The organism is Acinetobacter sp. FL, assembly GCF_040744925.1.
In the GTDB taxonomy this organism is placed as follows: Bacteria; Pseudomonadota; Gammaproteobacteria; order Pseudomonadales; family Moraxellaceae; genus Acinetobacter; species Acinetobacter radioresistens.
The window spans coordinates 1,177,612-1,194,487 of the sequence record NZ_CP160437.1 but is presented as its reverse complement, the minus strand read 5'-3'; the positions used below and the strand labels follow the sequence as shown (position 1 = coordinate 1,194,487).

Sequence of the window (16,876 nt, the reverse complement as noted above, 5' to 3'; positions counted from 1 at the left end):
TTACTTATAAATTAACGATTATTGGAATCGTCATCTTGGCTATCTTCAAATTTCGAGTCATTATCGAAGCCTGAAGTCGATTGGCCGCCGCCAAAACCGCCTTGACCGCCACCAAAGCCACCTTGAGCGCCGCCAAAGCCACCTTGATGGCCTCCACCAAAGCCGCCTTGTCCACCAAAGCCACCGCCTTGACCGCCAAAGCTACCTTGTCCACCAAAGCCACCGCCTTGACCGCCACCAAAGCCACCGCCTTGACCGCCACCAAAGCCACCACCTTGTCCGCCGCCAAAGCCACTGCCTTGACCGCCACCAAAGCCGCCAGCTCCTTGAGCCCCTGCAGGTGCACCTGCAGGACGAGGATTACGCGCTGGAACTACTGTAGAAATCGCATGCTTATAAACCATCTGGCTTACAGTATTCTTCAATAAAACAACATACTGGTCAAAAGATTCAATATGACCTTGTAGCTTAATACCGTTAACAAGGAAGATAGAAACAGGAATACGTTCTTTACGGAGAGAATTCAAGAACGGATCTTGTAAAGTTTGACCTTTAGACATTTTATAACTCCAAAAAAATTAAAATCAGCGCAAAAAACTATCTTTATTTTTCAATTAAAAATTATAAAAAAGACAGTAGTTAAATTTTGCTTTATCTATAACAGTTTCGCAAGTCTTGTTGAGCCTGCTTAAGCGTCTCGTAAGTTTTAAATTGGTGTAATTCTTGCAAAGAGCGTAACCAAGTGTATTGACGTTTTGCCAGTTGTCGTGTTGCAAATAAGGTCTTATCCTCCATTTCATGTTTACTTTTAATAGTTTTATCACTTTTTAATAGAAAATCGATTACTTGGCGGTATCCTACACTACGCATTGAAGGCAAGTTTTCATTTAAATCGTATTTTTTAATCAATATCTTTACTTCATTTAAAAATCCGATTTCCCACATTTTTTTTAATCTTTTCTCAATGCGCTCATGCAATTCTAATCGATTAGGTAGTAGGGCATGATTATGAAATGTGTAACGATATGGTAAATTTTTTGGCTGTTCGGCCTGTAGTTTTGTAATAGGCTGGCCAGTGATATAAAAAACTTCCAGTGCACGAGTTATACGCTGTCTATCACTTACTCTAAATTTTTGTCCCGCTAAAGGATCTACTTCACATAGTTCAGCATAGACTGCTTCCCAGCCTTCGTATTCAGCCTTTTGCTCAATAGTTTTACGGATAGCCTGATCTGCATTTGGTAGATTAGTTGAAAGACCTTCAAGTAAAGCTTTAAAGTAGAGCATAGTTCCACCTACCAGTATAGGTGTTTTTTCTCTGGCGTGTATATCATCAATGAGCGGACAGACGTCTTCCACAAACTGTGCAGCTGAATATACTTCTAGTGGGCTAATAATATCGATCAGATGATGCGGATAAAGAGCCTGCTCTTCCTTGGTAGGTTTGGCTGTACCAATATCCATATCTTTATAAATTAGTGCCGAGTCAACAGATATCAGTTCAAATCCGCCCTGTTCATACAGCTCACATGCCAGCGCCGTCTTACCGCTTGCCGTTGGGCCCATTAAATTGATGACGGGTAGTACGCTAGACATGTACAACTACTCTCCTCGAGCAAATAATTTATCTAATTGAGTTAAAGGAAACGCACGCCAAGTTGGACGGCCATGATTACACTGGCTGGCAAATTCAGTTTGTTCCATTTGACGAAGCAATGCATTCATTTCAGAGAGACTAAGTTGCCGATGTGCACGTACTGCTCCATGGCACGCCATACCAGCCAGAATCTGGTCACGTTTTTGCGTAAGACCGCGCGCTTCATCACTTGGGTCAAGATCATTTAAAAGTTCAGGTATTAATGTAGTGAAGTCGGCTTTTTGTAAAATAGCAGGAACACCTCTTACTATCACCTGCTCATCTCCATACTGGTCTATATCCAGCCCCAAACGTTCCAGTTGTGGTTTCAACTCTTCAATACGTGCTGCCTGCATACGCGTAATTGAAACAACTTTAGGAATGAGTAATTGCTGTGCTATCCAGAATTCAGATTGATCCCAGGCAGATTTCATTTGCTGTAACAAAATCCGCTCATGGGCTGCATGCATATCAACAATAATTAAACCTTCAGTATTTTGTGCCAAAATATAAATACCATGCAGTTGAGCAATTGCAATTCCCAATGGAAATTCATCTACATGATCCGATACTACCGATGCAGCCGGAATAACAGGCGCTTGAGTACTCTCTTCCCTTAATGGTGACAGATAACTCTTTAAGGCGTTATTTAACTGCTGAGAGCCGGCATAAGGCCGCTGGGGTGCATATTGTACAGTACGCGGTGCACTCGCCTTAAATTCGGTCAGTAATTCGGTAGATATTTCAGTTTGGGGAGCTGCTATGCCCAGAGCTGAAGCCTCGGGCTGTGTCGGACGATGTAACTGAAACTGTTCCTGGTGACGCGGCTGTGGGTTAAAAGAACCAGTCATGGTATGTATAACTGATTCAGCTTTCATTGCCTGGGCAAGGTCAGCAGTTGCAGTTTGGAACTGTGATAAGGTTTCTTTTGCATAGTGCCGCACAAATTCGTGAACTTCACGTTGATTTAGAAAACGGATTTCATGTTTTGTAGGATGAACATTCACGTCGACATTTTCTGGGTCGACTTCCAGAAACAATAAGTATCCTGCATGCTGATGGCCATGCAAAATACCATCATATGCCATACGTAATGCATGTGAGATGGTTTTATCTTTTACAATTCTTCCGTTTACATAGACATACTGCAAGTCTGCCTGAGGACGCGCATCAGATGGATGACCAAGCCAACCCGAAAGATGCATGTTAATACTTTGCGCATCAATCCAATAAGCATTTTCAGTAAATGAGCGACCCAGCAACTGCTGGACACGTTGAGAGCGCAGCTCTCCACTATCAGCAATTGGCAGGTTTAAACGGATACTGTCATTATGTTCAAGAACGAAACGCACATCAAAATGCGTAAGCGCCATGCGACGGACGATTTCCTCAATATGCCCGAACTCGGTGGTCGGTTTTTTCAAGAATTTACGACGGGCAGGTACATTAAAAAATAGGTCCTGTACACGAATGTGCGTCCCTTTTTGTGCTGCAACTGCCTGAATCTCCTGGTGATCAAAAGCAGTACCATTAACTTCAACCTGATAGCCAATACCTGAGTCATCTTGACTACTGCATAAACTCAAGCGCGATACTGCAGCAATTGAAGCCAGAGCTTCACCCCGAAACCCCAAGCTGGCTATTGCATATAAGTCCTCAGCAGACTGGATTTTACTGGTTGCATGTCGCATTACTGCCAGTGCAAGATCTTCAGGATGTATTCCACGTCCGTTGTCAATAATTTCAATTAGAGTACTGCCACCTTGGGCGACCCGGATAATCAGCTCGGTAGCACCAGCATCAATCGAGTTTTCCAGTAACTCCTTAACCACAGAAGCAGGCCGCTCAATTACCTCACCTGCAGCAATCTGGTTTGCAAGAGCAGCATCAAGCGTATGAATACGGCGCAAACCGCTTTCATCATGCGACATTCATTTTTTCCCGTAATTTATTAAACAGCTCAGCCGAGTCAGTTGAAATACTTACCTGACGTTGCAGGTCATCGTCTGATTTTAAAATATCAATAATGAGGTCAGCTTGCGGAATTTCACTTCCACCTTTGGAAGGCCATTCAAATAAAAACAGCGCATCCGGAATTTCCAGATAATCACGGATCCCCATCAGTTCCAGCTCGTAAGGGTCATGCAGACGATATAAATCAAAATGAAAAACATCACGACCTTGTATCGTATAAGGCTCGACCAAAGTATAGGTAGGACTTTTTACAGCACCCTGATGGCCCAATGCTGTCAAAAAATAACGGCTGAGTGTTGTCTTGCCGGCACCCAAATCTCCGACCAGATATACAACACCTGAATTAAAATGCTGAGCCAGTACCTGAGCCAGCTTTTGTGTATCATCTTCACTATTTAAAGTCAGGCTAAAAGTATACTGCATAAGGCTCACATCATGTTCCAATCTTGCAATTATGATAGCATTGCCCCGCCTTAAAGCCTATGCTGCCCTATACTATATTCATTAATTTTAATCTTGACCGGTCTTTATAAAGATCAGTTCTTATTGTCTATATATTATTGCTCTCATGAATAAACCTTTTAGTACAGTTTTTATACCTCCCATGATCGATGGTGTTAGCGCCAGTAAAGTATTTCTGCCACTAAAATCTCAGGCAAATACCATCTATGAACATTTAACCCAGCAGTTTCCGCATATTAATGCGAATGAATGGATGCAGCGTTTCGAGGACGGGCTGGTTTATACGACACATGGGCAGAAATTAAGGATTGATAGTATTTATGAGGGGAATCAGCATATTTATTACTATCGTTTTCTTTCCAAGGAAACACCTGTGCCATTTGAGCATCACATCTTGCATGAAACAGATGAATTTTTGGTGGTCGATAAACCGCATTTCCTTACGATGAGCCCAACCGGGCAGTACGTACAAGAAACATTATTGGTTCGTTTGAAAAAACAAACCGGAATAGAGACTCTCACCCCTATTCATCGACTCGACCGTGAAACTGCAGGTGTAGTACTTTTTTCAAAACGTCCTGAAACACGTGGTTTATATCAGAAGCTCTTTGCTGAACGTAAGGTAGAAAAGACTTACCATGCCGTGGCGCCTTTTAAGCCCGAGCTTAATTTCCCGATAAACCTAACACTACGTCTCGACAAAGGTGAACCTTTTTATACTATGCAGATAGTGGAGGGAGAGTCTAATACAGAAACATTGATTGATCTTTTAGATGTTCGAGCTCACTGGGCAAAATATCAGTTGAAGCCACGCACAGGCAAACAACATCAGTTACGGGTTCATCTAAATCATCTGGGAATACCTATTCAAAATGACAGTTTTTATCCTATCGTTCAGCACAAATCAGATAACGATTTTACAGCGCCCTTGCAGCTACTAGCTAAAGAAATAACATTTATTGATCCTGTAGATTTAGTTAAAAAAACCTATCAGTCAGGATTTGAACTGCTATTGTAATTTACCTGTAATGACAAAAAAATTATTTACTTGATATAAAGCGTTGAAAATACATTTTGTAGCGTTAAAATACAGCTAAAATTCTTTCTCCTAACTTGGTTATTATTCATGCGGAAAACGGAAGTTTATCAAGTCCGACTTGACTCACAAGAAAAAAAACAGGCTTTTGCAGTTTTTAAGCAATTGGGAATTACACCAGCACAGGCAGTCCGCCTTTTTTTCAAGCAAGTCGTACTGACCAAATCTATTCCTTTCGCAATTGAAAATCCCAGTATTAATATGGAACAGCTGACCAAATTGCGTAAGATGAAAAGTGAGCACGCAACTGCTCCCCTTTCTCCAGCCTATCAACCAGATGATGAGAATGATGCTGACTTATTTGAAGAGCTCAATGCTCTTTTAGGGGAAAGTGACAAAGTCTGATTGTTTTTTCATGCCAAACCTATATACATAAAACCTAGATTCAGCTTTTGAATAGACTTTACTATGGCACCATACGCGACTTTGCCAGTTCAATCTGTGTCTGGTCCAGATAAGTCCATTCTCCTTCGGCAAGCATAGGTAATTCAAGTTCTCCGATTTTACTACGGTGCAATTTTTCGACTTTATTACCTACCGCAGCTAGCATACGTTTTACCTGATGGTAGACACCTTGATGAATCGCCAGACTCAACTGATTAGAACTGGTTTGCTTTATATTGCTTGCTTTAAATATACCATCATTACGAAGCTCTACGCCCTGTTCCAGCAATCGAATCTGTTCTGGCGTAATAGGGTTGGCCGTTATCAACTCATATACTTTTGCCACATGTTTACGTGGATGTGTCAGAGCCTGTAGAAATTGACCATCATCTGTCAACAACAGTAACCCGGTTGTATCCTGATCGAGCCGGCCTACACACTGGATTCCACGATTAAGGAGAGTGGGATCAAATAAATCAAATACACTAAAATGGTATTGGGCCTGATGAGAACATTCATAACCTTGTGGCTTATTTAATGCGATATATACTTTTTCCCGATATTCAAACTCTTCACCATGTACCTTAAAAGTAAAATTTTTCAGGTCAAATTTTGCTTTAGTATCTACACAAATTTCATGATTTATACTAATTGCTCCACTTTTAATCAGTTGCTGGCAATATTTACGTGAACCGAAGCCTTGAGATTGCAATATTTTTTCCAGCAACATGAGATATTCTCCAAAATAATCGGTTTATTTTAGCTAAGTTCCACCAAGAATGCGCTGATGATTGTTATCTGCTCTCTTGTGGTAAATAAAATAAGTAATTTATTATTTTCTTTTTTGATCTTAAACAATATGAAAAGTAGCAGATCGTAACTATTGGAAATTGCAGTATATAAGTTAAAATTTTTTATTGAACATATTGAAATTCAGGGAGAGCTTCTTTATTTTTAAAATATTTATAGCCTTTTAAAGTATTTAGTTAAACACAGCATAGTTGATATTAGCGATCTGTCTTAGTTACTTGCGTTTCTCAAGCATTAACCTGCCCTAGCACCTTTAAGGAAAGAGAGTACAATGGCAGTCCGTTTCTCCCAACGTTTGACTTGCTTATGATGTCCCAACTTGATGTAAACCTGATGGTTCTTTTGGTTTTGTTGGCTTGTGGTATTTTTAGTCATAATACTGCTGTCACTATTGCAGCCGGGATACTGATTGTTTTCAAAATGACGCCACTAGAGCAGTTTTTCCCCTATCTTCAGCAACATGGTTTAAATATTGGCATTATTATTTTAACTATTGGTGTGCTTACGCCGATCGCCAGCGGTAAAATTCCAGGCGAAATTATTTTCAAATCTTTTCTAAGTTTGAAATCATTACTGGCAATTGGTATCGGGTTAATGGTAGCGTGGCTCGGTGGACGTGGTGTAAAACTGATGTCTAACCAGCCAGATGTCGTGGCTGGTCTGTTAATTGGAACAGTTGCCGGTGTAGCGTTATTACGTGGCGTACCGGTCGGCCCGCTAATTGCAGCAGGCCTGTTATCTATTATTATTGGTACATCTTAAACATGAGGTTAACTTACATATAATAATGTGTACGCTGATGAGAGAATTTCTGCAGCTGTTTTAAAAAGCCTGCAAAATAGTCCTTTTCCTTCTCTTCAGTACGATAACCCGCATATAAAGTCCGTCTCAGGCCTCTCTCTCCCGCACATTCCAGACGACGGCTGATGACCCAGCCTTTCTGTTCATATTCATTGACCACCCAGTCTGGTAAAGCTGCTATACCGCGTCCGCTGGCAACCAGCTGAATCAGCATCTGGGTCAGATCGGTAGTACGGATGTGTTTGGGCTGAATATTGGCAGGAATAAACAGTTTTGCCATAATATCCAGCCGGTGTTTATCGACCGGATAAGTAATCAAGGTTTCCTCAGCCAGTTGCTGTATCGTAATTTGCTCAACACGGACCAGTGGATGGGTACTGGCAAGCACAAGACGAGACTCATACTCAAAAATTGGAAAATATTCCACCCCTTTTAAAGCAATCGGATCAGCTGTAATTAACAGATCAAACTCGGCAGTTTGCAAAAGTTCATGAGGGTTAGCTTCAAAGCCGGAAGCAAAATCCAGATCTACATCTGGGTACTGATGACGATACTGGTTGAGAAGTGGCATTAGCCAGTCGAAACAGCTATGACATTCTGAAGAAAATATAATACGCCCAGTTTGTCCATGAACAATACGGGTTATATCGCTTTGCGCAAGCTGTATCTGTGGCAGAACATCATCTGCCAGTCGTAACAGGCGTTGTCCAACATTAGAAAAAGTTACAGGGCGACTTCGGCGATTTACTACTTCAGTTCCATACCAGTGATCCAGTTCCTTTAACTGATGAGAAATTGCTGACGGTGTAAGACATAAATCATTAGCAGCAGCCACCAGCGAACCATGTTCACGTAAAGCCAGTAAAGTTTTTAAGTGACGAATCTCAAGCATAAATTAAACTTAAAATATTTAAATGAATTAAATTCAATATACCATGAATTTAATTAGTTTTACTCAATCATAACTTTTCTTTATTATTCTTAAATAAGTTAATTTTACTTATAAAAACCAGGATGAATATTTTATTAAGCCAATATTCTTGACTACTCGGGTACCAAGGCAAAATATGAATATTAATTTGCAGAAAAAGACTATGGATAAGGAAAAACTGACCAGAACAGGTTTCTGGAAAAAACTCAGCCGGTTGAAGATAACAAGCAGAAAAATCAGATTGATGCCAGCTTTAGCCTGTTTACAATTGGCAATTTTATTTTTTATGAGGGGTTTTTAATTCAGACAGTATTACACTTAGTTTCATTCTTTATATTTTCAAACAGTTAAAAATTTAAATAAGATAGAATATTTAACTTTCCCTCACTTTTCCCATTATATTGCAATCTACTAATTTACCTAGATTAATAGCTTATTTTATAAAGCTAAATAATCATTCCCACCATTAAAGCGAGCCGATCATAATAGTTTAATGCTAACCCTATAATCTTTATATACCAGTTAAATGCATATACAAACCTATAAATTATTAAAAGAGATTTGATATCAACTGGCCTGTGAGTCGCTATATGCTTTTGGTTTTAAATTTATAGTCTGCGTATACTGAATATAAAAAATAGACCTTTAAATTAGGTCTATTTTTTAAATGAAAATTAGAAGAAAGATAATATGCCCTGAATTACCACTGCATTAATAATATCAACAAAAAATGCTCCACATAATGGTACTACTAGAAAAGCCTTGTGCGATGGGCCATAAGTATTGGTGACTGCCTGAATATTGGCAATCGCTGTGGGTGTAGCCCCCATACCGAAACCACAATGCCCCGCACTTAAAACCGCAGCATCATAATTTTTACCCATAAAGCGATAAGTCACAAAAATAGTAAATAAGGCAAGCCCTGCTGTTTGCGCAATGAGTATTACAACCAGGGCGCCTGCCAGATCTGCCAGTAACCAGAGTTGAAGTGATAACAAAGCAATTGCCAGAAAAACAGATAATGAAGCATTGCCAAATACATCAATAGCCCGATCAAAAATATTTACTTTAAAAACATTTTCCAGAATATTACGCAGCAATACTCCAGTGGCCAGCGCCCAAACAAAAGTAGGCAGTTCAAACCATTGTCCTGCACTGATATCAGTCATCCAGTTAGCAGCATAAATACAGAAGGCAAACATACCAAGCGTAGTCACTGCATTACTGGCAGTAATCAATCGGGTTTTACGTGGATACTCGAACGGCGCAACATCTGTTTCAAGCCCAGGAGGTGTTTCATCATCACGCTGGTTATAGGGAATTTCTTCTGCCAGTTGATGATGCCGGATTAGAAATTTAGCGACCGGACCACCCATCACTCCCCCAATAATAAGACCAAATGTCGCACTGGCCATACCAAGCACAATCGCTCCCTGAATGCCATACTCGGTTTCCAGAATCTCTCCCCAGGCACCTGCTGTTCCATGACCACCTGTTAAAGTAATTGATCCGGCAATCAAGCCGATGAGCGGGTCAAGTCCTAATAAAGTTGCCAGACTCATGCCAATTGCATTTTGTACAAGTACATAGAAAGCTACACAAACCAGAAATACCAGCAAGGCCCCGCCGCCCTTCTTCAGTTTGACTAAACTCGCGCTCAAACCGATGGACGAGAAAAACATGAGCATAAAAATATTCTGTACATTACTGTCAAAATTTATACTCATATTAAGAAAATTATGGAGCAGGTAAGCAATAAGCGCAGCAATCAACCCGCCTACTACTGGTTCAGGAATATTATACTGTCTCAAGAAATTAATTCTTTGAATCAAAAACCGGCCCAATAACAGGACCAGTACAGCTAATACCAAGGTTCCAAAAGCATCGATTTGATAATTCATCTGGTTTCCTGATTTTCTTTATCATTTATTTCGTAAGTTCTAGCCTCAGTATGCGACTAGTTGAAAGTTCTTTATGTATCAGCTTGTTTAGTTTAAGTTTTTATAGAGTTTTATTTTGGCTAATTAAAAATCAAATTTTGTTTAGTATATTTCTCTAACTCGAATTAATTTGCTTATATTTCTGATAGATACGTTAAATATTTAATAGTTCCGTACTGACTTGATCAAACTCATTAATAAACTCTCATATATAGATAAAATAGTACCTAAATATGAAGTGATTTTTTATATTTTTTACCTATTTTTCCTTATAATTCGCGTTCTTGTTATTTTTTTTAAGTAGTTATGCCTCTAGTAGAAGACTCTCCTGTCGAAAAAAAATCTTATTCGCTCTTTCTTGCCATTTTCGCTTTAGCACTTGGCGGATTTTGTATTGGTACGACTGAGTTTGTTGCTATGGGCCTGATTCAGGAAATTGCAGCAGATCTCAACATTTCTGTTCCAGCTGCCGGGCATTTTATTAGTGCTTATGCGTTAGGCGTAACCATTGGTGCGCCGGTAATCGCGATTTTAGGCGCCCGGATGCCACGTAAAATATTATTAATAGGTTTAATGCTATTTTATGGGATAGCGAATGGATTAACTGCTTTAGCGCATAGTACTGAAACTGTCATGCTGTCACGTTTTATTGCCGGTTTACCGCATGGGGCTTATTTTGGTGTGGGTGCTCTGGTCGCAGCAGAGCTGGCCGGTCCTTCGCGTCGTGCTTCGGCAGTTGCACAAATGATGTTAGGGCTTACTCTGGCAACAGTGGTTGGCGTACCCTTGGCCACCTGGCTAGGTCAGCAGTTTGGCTGGCGCACCGGTTTTGAATTCTCTGCCTTTATTGCTTTTTTAACTGTAGCAGTAGTCATACTCTATATTCCAAAAATTCAGGTTCAGGCTACAGCGAGTATCAAGACAGAACTGGCTGGACTTAAAAATGTTCAGATGTGGTTGACACTAGGCGTCGGTGCAATTGGTTTCGGGGGGATGTTCTCGGTTTATAGTTATGTTTCACCCATTCTAACTGAGTATACTGGCGCAAATATTGAAGTGGTGCCTGTAGCATTAGCAATCTGGGGAGTAGGAATGGTCATTGGCGGTCTGGTTGCAGGCTGGCTGGCAGACCGGTATTTAAATAAAACTATTGTTGGCATTCTGATTAGTTCAGCTTTAGCTTTTGTGCTAGGCAGTTTTATGCTTTCTGATCTATATACTGCGTTTCTAGCTCTATTTCTCATCGGCCTGACTGTTATGGGCTTAGGTGGAACTTTACAAACCCGTCTGATGGACGTTGCTGGTGAAGCACAAGCCGTTGCGGCATCCCTGAACCATTCTGCTTTTAATCTGGCAAATGCTTTGGGCGCCTTTTTAGGAGGCTGGGTACTGAGTCATGGTATGGGCTGGCTAGCACCTGTCTGGGTTGGATTCGTGCTCAGTCTTGGCGGTTTAATTATTTTATTATTTGCTTTCGCTGTTGAAAAGAAACAAAAGCTCTTACAGACCAGTTAAAAATGACTTGCTTAAATAGCGGTCAATTTTTCGCCTCTATAAGACAGAGCTTGTATGCAGCTGTCCCTTTTAATTCAAAAGTCATTTTGCAACGATTTCAAAATAATTTTTAGCTGAAAATTCTCGCTAGCCAACTTAAATTATGTTTTAATGCAGGCAGTTTGAGATGAGCCTCATACAGTATATAGCACGATCTATATACGACTAAGCCCCGCACTGCGGGGCTTTTTTATCACTTAACTTTTTAAAAATAACTTGTGAAGATGACTTGACTGGCACTCTTGCTTTAAATTTAGACAGCTTAGTTTAAGGCAGTTTCGACCTCTTTCAGCATATCTTTCATACCGCCCAGTCCACCATTCATTAAATACCAGTTGCTTGAATCCAGATATACAATGTGACCATTTTTAGCAGCTTTGGTCTGGTTCACAATATTATTGTCCAGAATATGTTTTGCACCATCCTTCTTGTCAGTAATAGCTGCGCCGCGGTCAATCACGAATAGATAATCCGGATTTTTCTGTGCAATGAATTCATGTGAAATTGCCATGCCATGTAACCCTACTTTAATAGATGGATCAGCTGGAGTGAAACCGTACAGATCATGGATATTACCAAAACGTGAACCCGGGCCATAGGCAGCAATTTTATTATTATTAACCAGCACGATCAGAGCAGTCTTGCCTTTAGTCTTTTGCTTAATTTCAGCAATATCCTGTTCTAGCTCGGCCAGTTCCTTTTCAGCCTCCGCTGTTTTACCTACCATTTGAGCAATATTCAGTGTTTGCTGTTTAAAAGAGTTAAATTGGTCTTTATAGTCAATATCAACAAAATAGGTAGGTGCAATCTGTTTGATCTGATCAACCAGATTTTCCATTCGGCCACTCATCAGGATCAGTTGTGGCTGGCTGGCTGCAATTCGTTCCAGGTTCGGTTCTTTTACTGTACCGACATCTGCATATTTTTGGTCATTAAACTTGTTTAATACTGCTGGTAAAGGTGTACCTTTAGGTAAAGCTACTACCTTCTCATCTGCTCCTAGTTCATGAATGGTATTTAATGCATTGGTATCTAATACTGCAATTCTTGAAAGATTAGCCGGTACATCAATATTGCCTGCCTTGCTACTAAAGCTTAAGGTATCTGCACTCTGCGCTTGTGTTGTACCTTCAGAAGGTATATTGGAATTGCTGCATGCAGTAACCACAGCGGCCAAGGCAATGGCGAGTACCTTCTTGTTAAAAAACATATCTATCTCCTAGCTAATAAAGTACAGACCAAGTTTGTGTTGCTGAACTTGCTGAATTGGAATGGCAAAATCAAAAATATGCTGCAGTACATTTTCCTGCATAATCTGTTCGGGTGTGCCCTGATAAAGTAACTGTCCATCTTTCATGGCAATAATCTGGTCGGAATAGACCGAGGCAAAATTAATATCGTGTATTACCATAATAATTGACTTGCCATGATTCAACGCCAAGTCTTTCAGTACTCGCATAATTTGTGCAGAGTGCTTCATGTCAAGATTGTTTAAAGGTTCATCCAGCAGGATATAATCTGTGTCCTGTGCCAGAACCATAGAGATATAAGCTCGCTGGCGCTGACCACCTGAAAGTTCACTCAGCTGTTTATGCCGTAACGGTTCTAGTTCCATGTAGGCGATTGCCTGATCAATAATCTTTTGGTCTTCAGCTTTTAAGCGGCCCTGTGAATAGGGAAAACGGCCAAAAGCCACTAAATCTTCAATACTTAAACGTAATTCCGTATGATTGGACTGTTTAAGAATTGCCAGCTTTTTAGCAATCTCGGTACTTTTCATTTGCTGTATATTCTGGCTATCGAGCAGAACGTCGCCGGTATCAACCTGACTCAAACGGCTAATCATTGACAGCAAAGTACTTTTGCCTGCCCCATTTGGCCCGATAAAAGCAGTAAACTGTCCTTTGGCAATAGTAAGCGACACATCATTTACCACCCTCTGCCCGTGATAGCTTTTGCTTAAATTTTTCAGCTCAATTGCCATTTTTTATTTTCCTTCAACAAAATCCAGAAGAAATAAATTCCACCGACAAAATTAATAATGACACTCAGCGTCGTTTTAAAATTCAGCACATGCAGGACAATAAACTGCCCCATAACCAGAGATAGAATACTGACCAGAATGATGCCAGGCAGCAGAATATAATGCTGATGGGTTTTAAAAAGTTCCAAGGTAATATTGAGTACCAACAGACCCAGAAACATCATAGGTCCAGCCAGCGCAGTTGCTGAGGCCAGCGCCAGAACTACCAAAATCAGCAAAATACGGCTGGTTCTATCGTAATCCAGCCCCAGATTAAGAGCATGGTCACGGCCCAGTGCCATAACGTTCAGCCGGTGATGGTGTTTAAAGCTATAAAGTAAAATTGGTAAAATAGTGAGTAAAGCTAACCCTACGGTTTCCATTTTCACTATGTTAAAACTGGCAAAACCGGCATAAGCAGCTATCTGGAACTCATCCGGATCGAGCAATACCTGAAAAAAGGTGATCATATTGTCAAACAATGTTGAACAGATCAGGCCAACCAAAAGTAGAAAGTAGATATTCTGTTGCGCGACTTTCTGAAAAATAAAACGGTAAAGCAAAAGCGCAAAACTGACCATTAATAGCAGGCTAATCAGGTAATCAGTCACAAAATTTATTGACTGTAAGGTACTTGCACCAAAGAAATAAATGATTATGGTTTTAGACAGCTCATATAGCTTGTCTAAACCTAATGCCTGAGGAGTCACTACGCGGTTATTTACAATAGTATGAAACACTAAAGTAGATACCCCAACCGCTATGCCAGCAACAATAATTGCCATGATTGTCTTTAAACGGAGCTTCACAGCAAACTGCCAGCCTGTGCCCAGATTCCAGCTGAGATACAAGGTAACTATAATGATTACAGCAATGCTCAAAACCATCAGTTTGGTACGGTTATGCATAACGGTACCTCCGTAGCAAGAGCCACAAGAAAAGCACACTGCCCAGTACACCCATAATCAGGCTTACTGAAACTTCGTACGGGTAAATCACTATACGTCCAAACAGATCACAGACCAGTACCAGTAAAGCCCCTAAAATTGCAGTATGCGATAAAGTCTTACGGATATTATCTCCGAGATACAGACTTACAATATTGGGAACAATCAAACCTAAGAATGGGATAGCTCCAACTGTGACGATGACTACACCAGTAATGACAGATACCAGAACTAGTCCTAAAAATAAGGTCTGTTTATAATTGAGACCTAAATTAGTTGCAAAGTCTTCCCCGATACCTGCCAGCACAAAGCGATTGGCCAGAAAATAACTCACTATTAAAATGGGTACACTTAAATAGATCAGCTCATATTGACCATTTAGAATGGTTGAAAAGTCACCCTGTAACCACCCCGCCAGATTTTGTAGCAAGTCCATTTGCAAAGCGATAAAAGTCGTAAATGCAGAAATGATACTGCCAAAGATCATACCAACCAGAGGAACAAAAACGGTATCCCGATGCTTGAGTGTGGCTAGAATACTCATAAAAACCAATGCACCGGCCAATGTAACTAAAATTGCAAAACCGGTTTTAATAAAAATAGAAGCGGCTGGCAACAGGATAATCGAGATGAGAACACCTAACCGGGCACAATCATAAAGACCGGCTGTAGTTGGGGAAACAAAACGGTTCCGGCTGAGTGACTGCATAATCAGCCCACAAACACTCAGCCCTGCACCTGCAACTAAAATGGCCATTAAGCGTGGTAAACGGCTGGTCCAGAATAATTGCCATTCATGAATATTGCCTGTCAGTAATCCGGTAATATTCATTTCGCCCACACCTGTAAATAACGAAATAACAGCAAGAGGAACAAGCAAAAGAAACAGGTAACGGCGTTTAATCATGGCAGGGAAATAACATGCGAAGTTAAAGCAAAAAGAGCGAAGTAATTAAGAAAATATCACAAATGAGAATAATTATCTTTAATATTAATATTTTAAATTTTAAGAATGACTACTTATATTAAAAAATTTTATTTTTATCAAAAACTTAAATTAAATTAAACTCGAAGACAGTTTTGTTTAAGTTTGTAATTATTAATTTTATTAAATTATATTTTAAGTTTTTAATTTTATAAAATCAGTTAGAGAAACTCATAGCCCTTTTAAATCACCCTTATTTAAAAGAGCTATAAGTTTAATCAAAGCCTTTACCCAATTGACTCTGATTTTATGACAATAGTGTATCGTTAAATTTTACAAAATATCTCCCGAATTTCCTGTTAATTTTGCTTATATACAGTACAAAAATGAAGTATATTAAGTATTAACAGAATAATTTTCTATAGTTTGAATTTTGAACAGCACAGATTACACACTAGATAAAATAGACCGAAAAATTTTATCGGCTTTAAGACAGGACGGCCGTTTAACTATCGCTCAGCTAGCTGAACAAGTTGGACTTTCTTCTTCACCTTGCTGGACTCGGCTTAAACGCCTTGAATCTTTAAAAATTATTGAAGGCTATACTGCCAATATTAATCCTAAAGCCATTGGTATTAATGAGCTGTTCTTTATCGAAATTACACTTGAACGGCATGATGATGAAATTCTGGACCAGTTTAGTGAGGCCTTAGCGAATATGCCTGAAGTCGTTGAAGCACATCTGGTAACTGGCGATTATGATTATCTGGTCAAAGTAGCAGTTAAAAACTCAGAACACTATGAGCGTTTCTTACGTAAAAATTTATATTCTATGAAGGGGGTTCGTCATACCCGTTCAATTTTTGCTTTACGTCCTCTAAAACTGGCGAATAATGCAGATTTACTCATGATTGAATAAGTTAAAGGCTAAAAAGCTATCCCGTATATTTAAGCTATGTATATTTTGCTATTTTTAATAACAAAGAAGTACCTTGTATAAGCAGCTTCTCATTATAGGGCTTTTTAATCTCTAAAATTTCAGCTCAGCTTTCAATGTCGTAGACCCAGTTTCTGGCCTTTTGGTTTGTAGTAGCTTCACAGATGTAATAGTCATAATTCCAAGCGTCTTGATGGAAAATTTCCTTCTTATGATAAGTCACTTGTCTGCCATTTTCGACACAGATAAAGCTGTCACCTTGGTCTTTAACTTGGGTTCCATTGAGGAACCCACCAATACAGAGGAAGCGGGATTGTTTAGACATTCTCTTTTAAACTAGCATATTTAAGGAAATTTAATAACTTATTGCCTATATTTTAAAGATTATTTAAATATAGAAAATATTAATTAACTTTAAATTTTATAGTGTGAACCCTTTTTTAAAAAATATGCTTA

At 39.6% G+C, this 16,876-nt stretch carries 17 protein-coding genes; 5 read left to right on the top strand and 12 right to left on the bottom strand.

All coding sequences use genetic code 11. The features are described 5' to 3' along the window. Positions 1-11: 11 nt before the first annotated feature. From hfq to tsaE, 4 genes are all read right to left on the bottom strand, one after another. Positions 12-560, bottom strand: coding sequence for an RNA chaperone Hfq (gene hfq / locus ABZP31_RS05425; RefSeq protein ID WP_248134284.1), 549 nt, complete (start codon positions 558-560; stop codon positions 12-14). Positions 561-651: 91 nt separating this feature from the next. Beyond that, entirely contained in the window at positions 652-1,596 is a 945-nt protein-coding gene (gene miaA / locus ABZP31_RS05420; protein ID WP_248134286.1) for a tRNA (adenosine(37)-N6)-dimethylallyltransferase MiaA, read from the bottom strand. 6 nt (positions 1,597-1,602) lie between these two features. After that, entirely contained in the window at positions 1,603-3,567 is a 1,965-nt protein-coding gene (mutL, locus tag ABZP31_RS05415; protein ID WP_248134288.1) for a DNA mismatch repair endonuclease MutL, read from the bottom strand. Then, positions 3,557-4,033 (bottom strand): tRNA (adenosine(37)-N6)-threonylcarbamoyltransferase complex ATPase subunit type 1 TsaE, encoded by a 477-nt coding sequence (gene tsaE / locus ABZP31_RS05410; RefSeq protein WP_248134291.1) that lies wholly within the window; start codon positions 4,031-4,033, stop codon positions 3,557-3,559. Before tsaE ends, mutL begins: the two co-directional genes overlap by 11 nt. Before the next feature lie 145 nt (positions 4,034-4,178). Between tsaE and ABZP31_RS05405 the strand changes: the two genes are divergently transcribed. Both ABZP31_RS05405 and ABZP31_RS05400 read left to right on the top strand, forming a co-directional pair. After that, positions 4,179-5,090, top strand: coding sequence for a pseudouridine synthase (locus ABZP31_RS05405; protein ID WP_248134293.1), 912 nt, complete (start codon positions 4,179-4,181; stop codon positions 5,088-5,090). Between the two features lie 108 nt (positions 5,091-5,198). Beyond that, positions 5,199-5,513 carry a type II toxin-antitoxin system RelB/DinJ family antitoxin gene (locus ABZP31_RS05400; RefSeq protein ID WP_005014739.1) on the top strand — a complete coding sequence of 105 codons (315 nt, stop codon included), beginning with the start codon at positions 5,199-5,201 and terminating at the stop codon, positions 5,511-5,513. 61 nt (positions 5,514-5,574) lie between these two features. Here ABZP31_RS05400 and ABZP31_RS05395 read toward each other — a convergent pair whose 3' ends face one another. Continuing rightward, entirely contained in the window at positions 5,575-6,282 is a 708-nt protein-coding gene (locus ABZP31_RS05395) for a 16S rRNA pseudouridine(516) synthase (protein WP_005025539.1), read from the bottom strand. Between the two features lie 386 nt (positions 6,283-6,668). On the opposite strand from ABZP31_RS05395, the gene ABZP31_RS05390 reads away from it, so the two are divergent. After that, the gene (locus ABZP31_RS05390) at positions 6,669-7,124 is read left to right on the top strand and encodes a DUF441 domain-containing protein (protein ID WP_248134295.1); all 456 of its coding nucleotides are present in this window, start codon (positions 6,669-6,671) and stop codon (positions 7,122-7,124) included. 13 nt (positions 7,125-7,137) lie between these two features. Here the strand turns inward: ABZP31_RS05390 and ABZP31_RS05385 are convergent, their stop codons facing one another. Together ABZP31_RS05385 and gltS are read right to left on the bottom strand one after the other, a co-directional pair. Then, positions 7,138-8,055 carry a LysR family transcriptional regulator gene (locus tag ABZP31_RS05385; protein WP_248134297.1) on the bottom strand — a complete coding sequence of 306 codons (918 nt, stop codon included), beginning with the start codon at positions 8,053-8,055 and terminating at the stop codon, positions 7,138-7,140. A gap of 713 nt (positions 8,056-8,768) precedes the next feature. Next, positions 8,769-9,995: a sodium/glutamate symporter gene (gltS, locus tag ABZP31_RS05380; protein ID WP_248134299.1), complete on the bottom strand. Its 1,227-nt coding sequence runs from the start codon at positions 9,993-9,995 to the stop codon at positions 8,769-8,771. Positions 9,996-10,340: 345 nt separating this feature from the next. On the opposite strand from gltS, the gene ABZP31_RS05375 reads away from it, so the two are divergent. Then, entirely contained in the window at positions 10,341-11,549 is a 1,209-nt protein-coding gene (locus ABZP31_RS05375; RefSeq protein ID WP_248134301.1) for an MFS transporter, read from the top strand. Between the two features lie 301 nt (positions 11,550-11,850). Here the strand turns inward: ABZP31_RS05375 and ABZP31_RS05370 are convergent, their stop codons facing one another. From ABZP31_RS05370 to ABZP31_RS05355, 4 genes are read right to left on the bottom strand one after another with little or no spacing between them, the layout of a single operon-like run. Beyond that, positions 11,851-12,798, bottom strand: coding sequence for a siderophore ABC transporter substrate-binding protein (locus ABZP31_RS05370; protein WP_111280894.1), 948 nt, complete (start codon positions 12,796-12,798; stop codon positions 11,851-11,853). 9 nt (positions 12,799-12,807) lie between these two features. After that, positions 12,808-13,572: an ABC transporter ATP-binding protein gene (locus tag ABZP31_RS05365; protein ID WP_248134303.1), complete on the bottom strand. Its 765-nt coding sequence runs from the start codon at positions 13,570-13,572 to the stop codon at positions 12,808-12,810. Then, positions 13,557-14,519, bottom strand: coding sequence for an iron chelate uptake ABC transporter family permease subunit (locus ABZP31_RS05360; RefSeq protein ID WP_248134305.1), 963 nt, complete (start codon positions 14,517-14,519; stop codon positions 13,557-13,559). Before ABZP31_RS05360 ends, ABZP31_RS05365 begins: the two co-directional genes overlap by 16 nt. After that, positions 14,512-15,465 (bottom strand): ABC transporter permease, encoded by a 954-nt coding sequence (locus ABZP31_RS05355; protein WP_367156931.1) that lies wholly within the window; start codon positions 15,463-15,465, stop codon positions 14,512-14,514. The genes ABZP31_RS05360 and ABZP31_RS05355 overlap by 8 nt, the downstream gene beginning before the upstream one ends. A 451-nt stretch (positions 15,466-15,916) precedes the next feature. Here ABZP31_RS05355 and ABZP31_RS05350 point away from each other — a divergent pair, with 451 nt between their 5' ends. Continuing rightward, entirely contained in the window at positions 15,917-16,402 is a 486-nt protein-coding gene (locus ABZP31_RS05350; RefSeq protein ID WP_005025518.1) for an Lrp/AsnC family transcriptional regulator, read from the top strand. A 124-nt stretch (positions 16,403-16,526) separates the two neighbouring features. Here ABZP31_RS05350 and ABZP31_RS05345 read toward each other — a convergent pair whose 3' ends face one another. Then, entirely contained in the window at positions 16,527-16,745 is a 219-nt protein-coding gene (locus tag ABZP31_RS05345; protein ID WP_010700166.1) for a hypothetical protein, read from the bottom strand. Between the last annotated feature and the right edge of the window lie 131 nt (positions 16,746-16,876).

Bases quoted from the DNA above. Each gene is read 5' to 3' on its own strand.
- hfq (WP_248134284.1), bottom strand. From the start codon at position 560: ATGTCTAAAGGTCAAACTTTACAAGATCCGTTCTTGAATTCTCTCCGT.
- miaA (WP_248134286.1), bottom strand. From the start codon at position 1,596: ATGTCTAGCGTACTACCCGTCATCAATTTAATGGGCCCAACGGCAAGC.
- mutL (WP_248134288.1), bottom strand. From the start codon at position 3,567: ATGTCGCATGATGAAAGCGGTTTGCGCCGTATTCATACGCTTGATGCT.
- tsaE (WP_248134291.1), bottom strand. From the start codon at position 4,033: ATGCAGTATACTTTTAGCCTGACTTTAAATAGTGAAGATGATACACAA.
- ABZP31_RS05405 (WP_248134293.1), top strand. From the start codon at position 4,179: ATGAATAAACCTTTTAGTACAGTTTTTATACCTCCCATGATCGATGGT.
- ABZP31_RS05400 (WP_005014739.1), top strand. From the start codon at position 5,199: ATGCGGAAAACGGAAGTTTATCAAGTCCGACTTGACTCACAAGAAAAA.
- ABZP31_RS05395 (WP_005025539.1), bottom strand. From the start codon at position 6,282: ATGTTGCTGGAAAAAATATTGCAATCTCAAGGCTTCGGTTCACGTAAA.
- ABZP31_RS05390 (WP_248134295.1), top strand. From the start codon at position 6,669: ATGATGTCCCAACTTGATGTAAACCTGATGGTTCTTTTGGTTTTGTTG.
- ABZP31_RS05385 (WP_248134297.1), bottom strand. From the start codon at position 8,055: ATGCTTGAGATTCGTCACTTAAAAACTTTACTGGCTTTACGTGAACAT.
- gltS (WP_248134299.1), bottom strand. From the start codon at position 9,995: ATGAATTATCAAATCGATGCTTTTGGAACCTTGGTATTAGCTGTACTG.
- ABZP31_RS05375 (WP_248134301.1), top strand. From the start codon at position 10,341: ATGCCTCTAGTAGAAGACTCTCCTGTCGAAAAAAAATCTTATTCGCTC.
- ABZP31_RS05370 (WP_111280894.1), bottom strand. From the start codon at position 12,798: ATGTTTTTTAACAAGAAGGTACTCGCCATTGCCTTGGCCGCTGTGGTT.
- ABZP31_RS05365 (WP_248134303.1), bottom strand. From the start codon at position 13,572: ATGGCAATTGAGCTGAAAAATTTAAGCAAAAGCTATCACGGGCAGAGG.
- ABZP31_RS05360 (WP_248134305.1), bottom strand. From the start codon at position 14,519: ATGCATAACCGTACCAAACTGATGGTTTTGAGCATTGCTGTAATCATT.
- ABZP31_RS05355 (WP_367156931.1), bottom strand. From the start codon at position 15,465: ATGATTAAACGCCGTTACCTGTTTCTTTTGCTTGTTCCTCTTGCTGTT.
- ABZP31_RS05345 (WP_010700166.1), bottom strand. From the start codon at position 16,745: ATGTCTAAACAATCCCGCTTCCTCTGTATTGGTGGGTTCCTCAATGGA.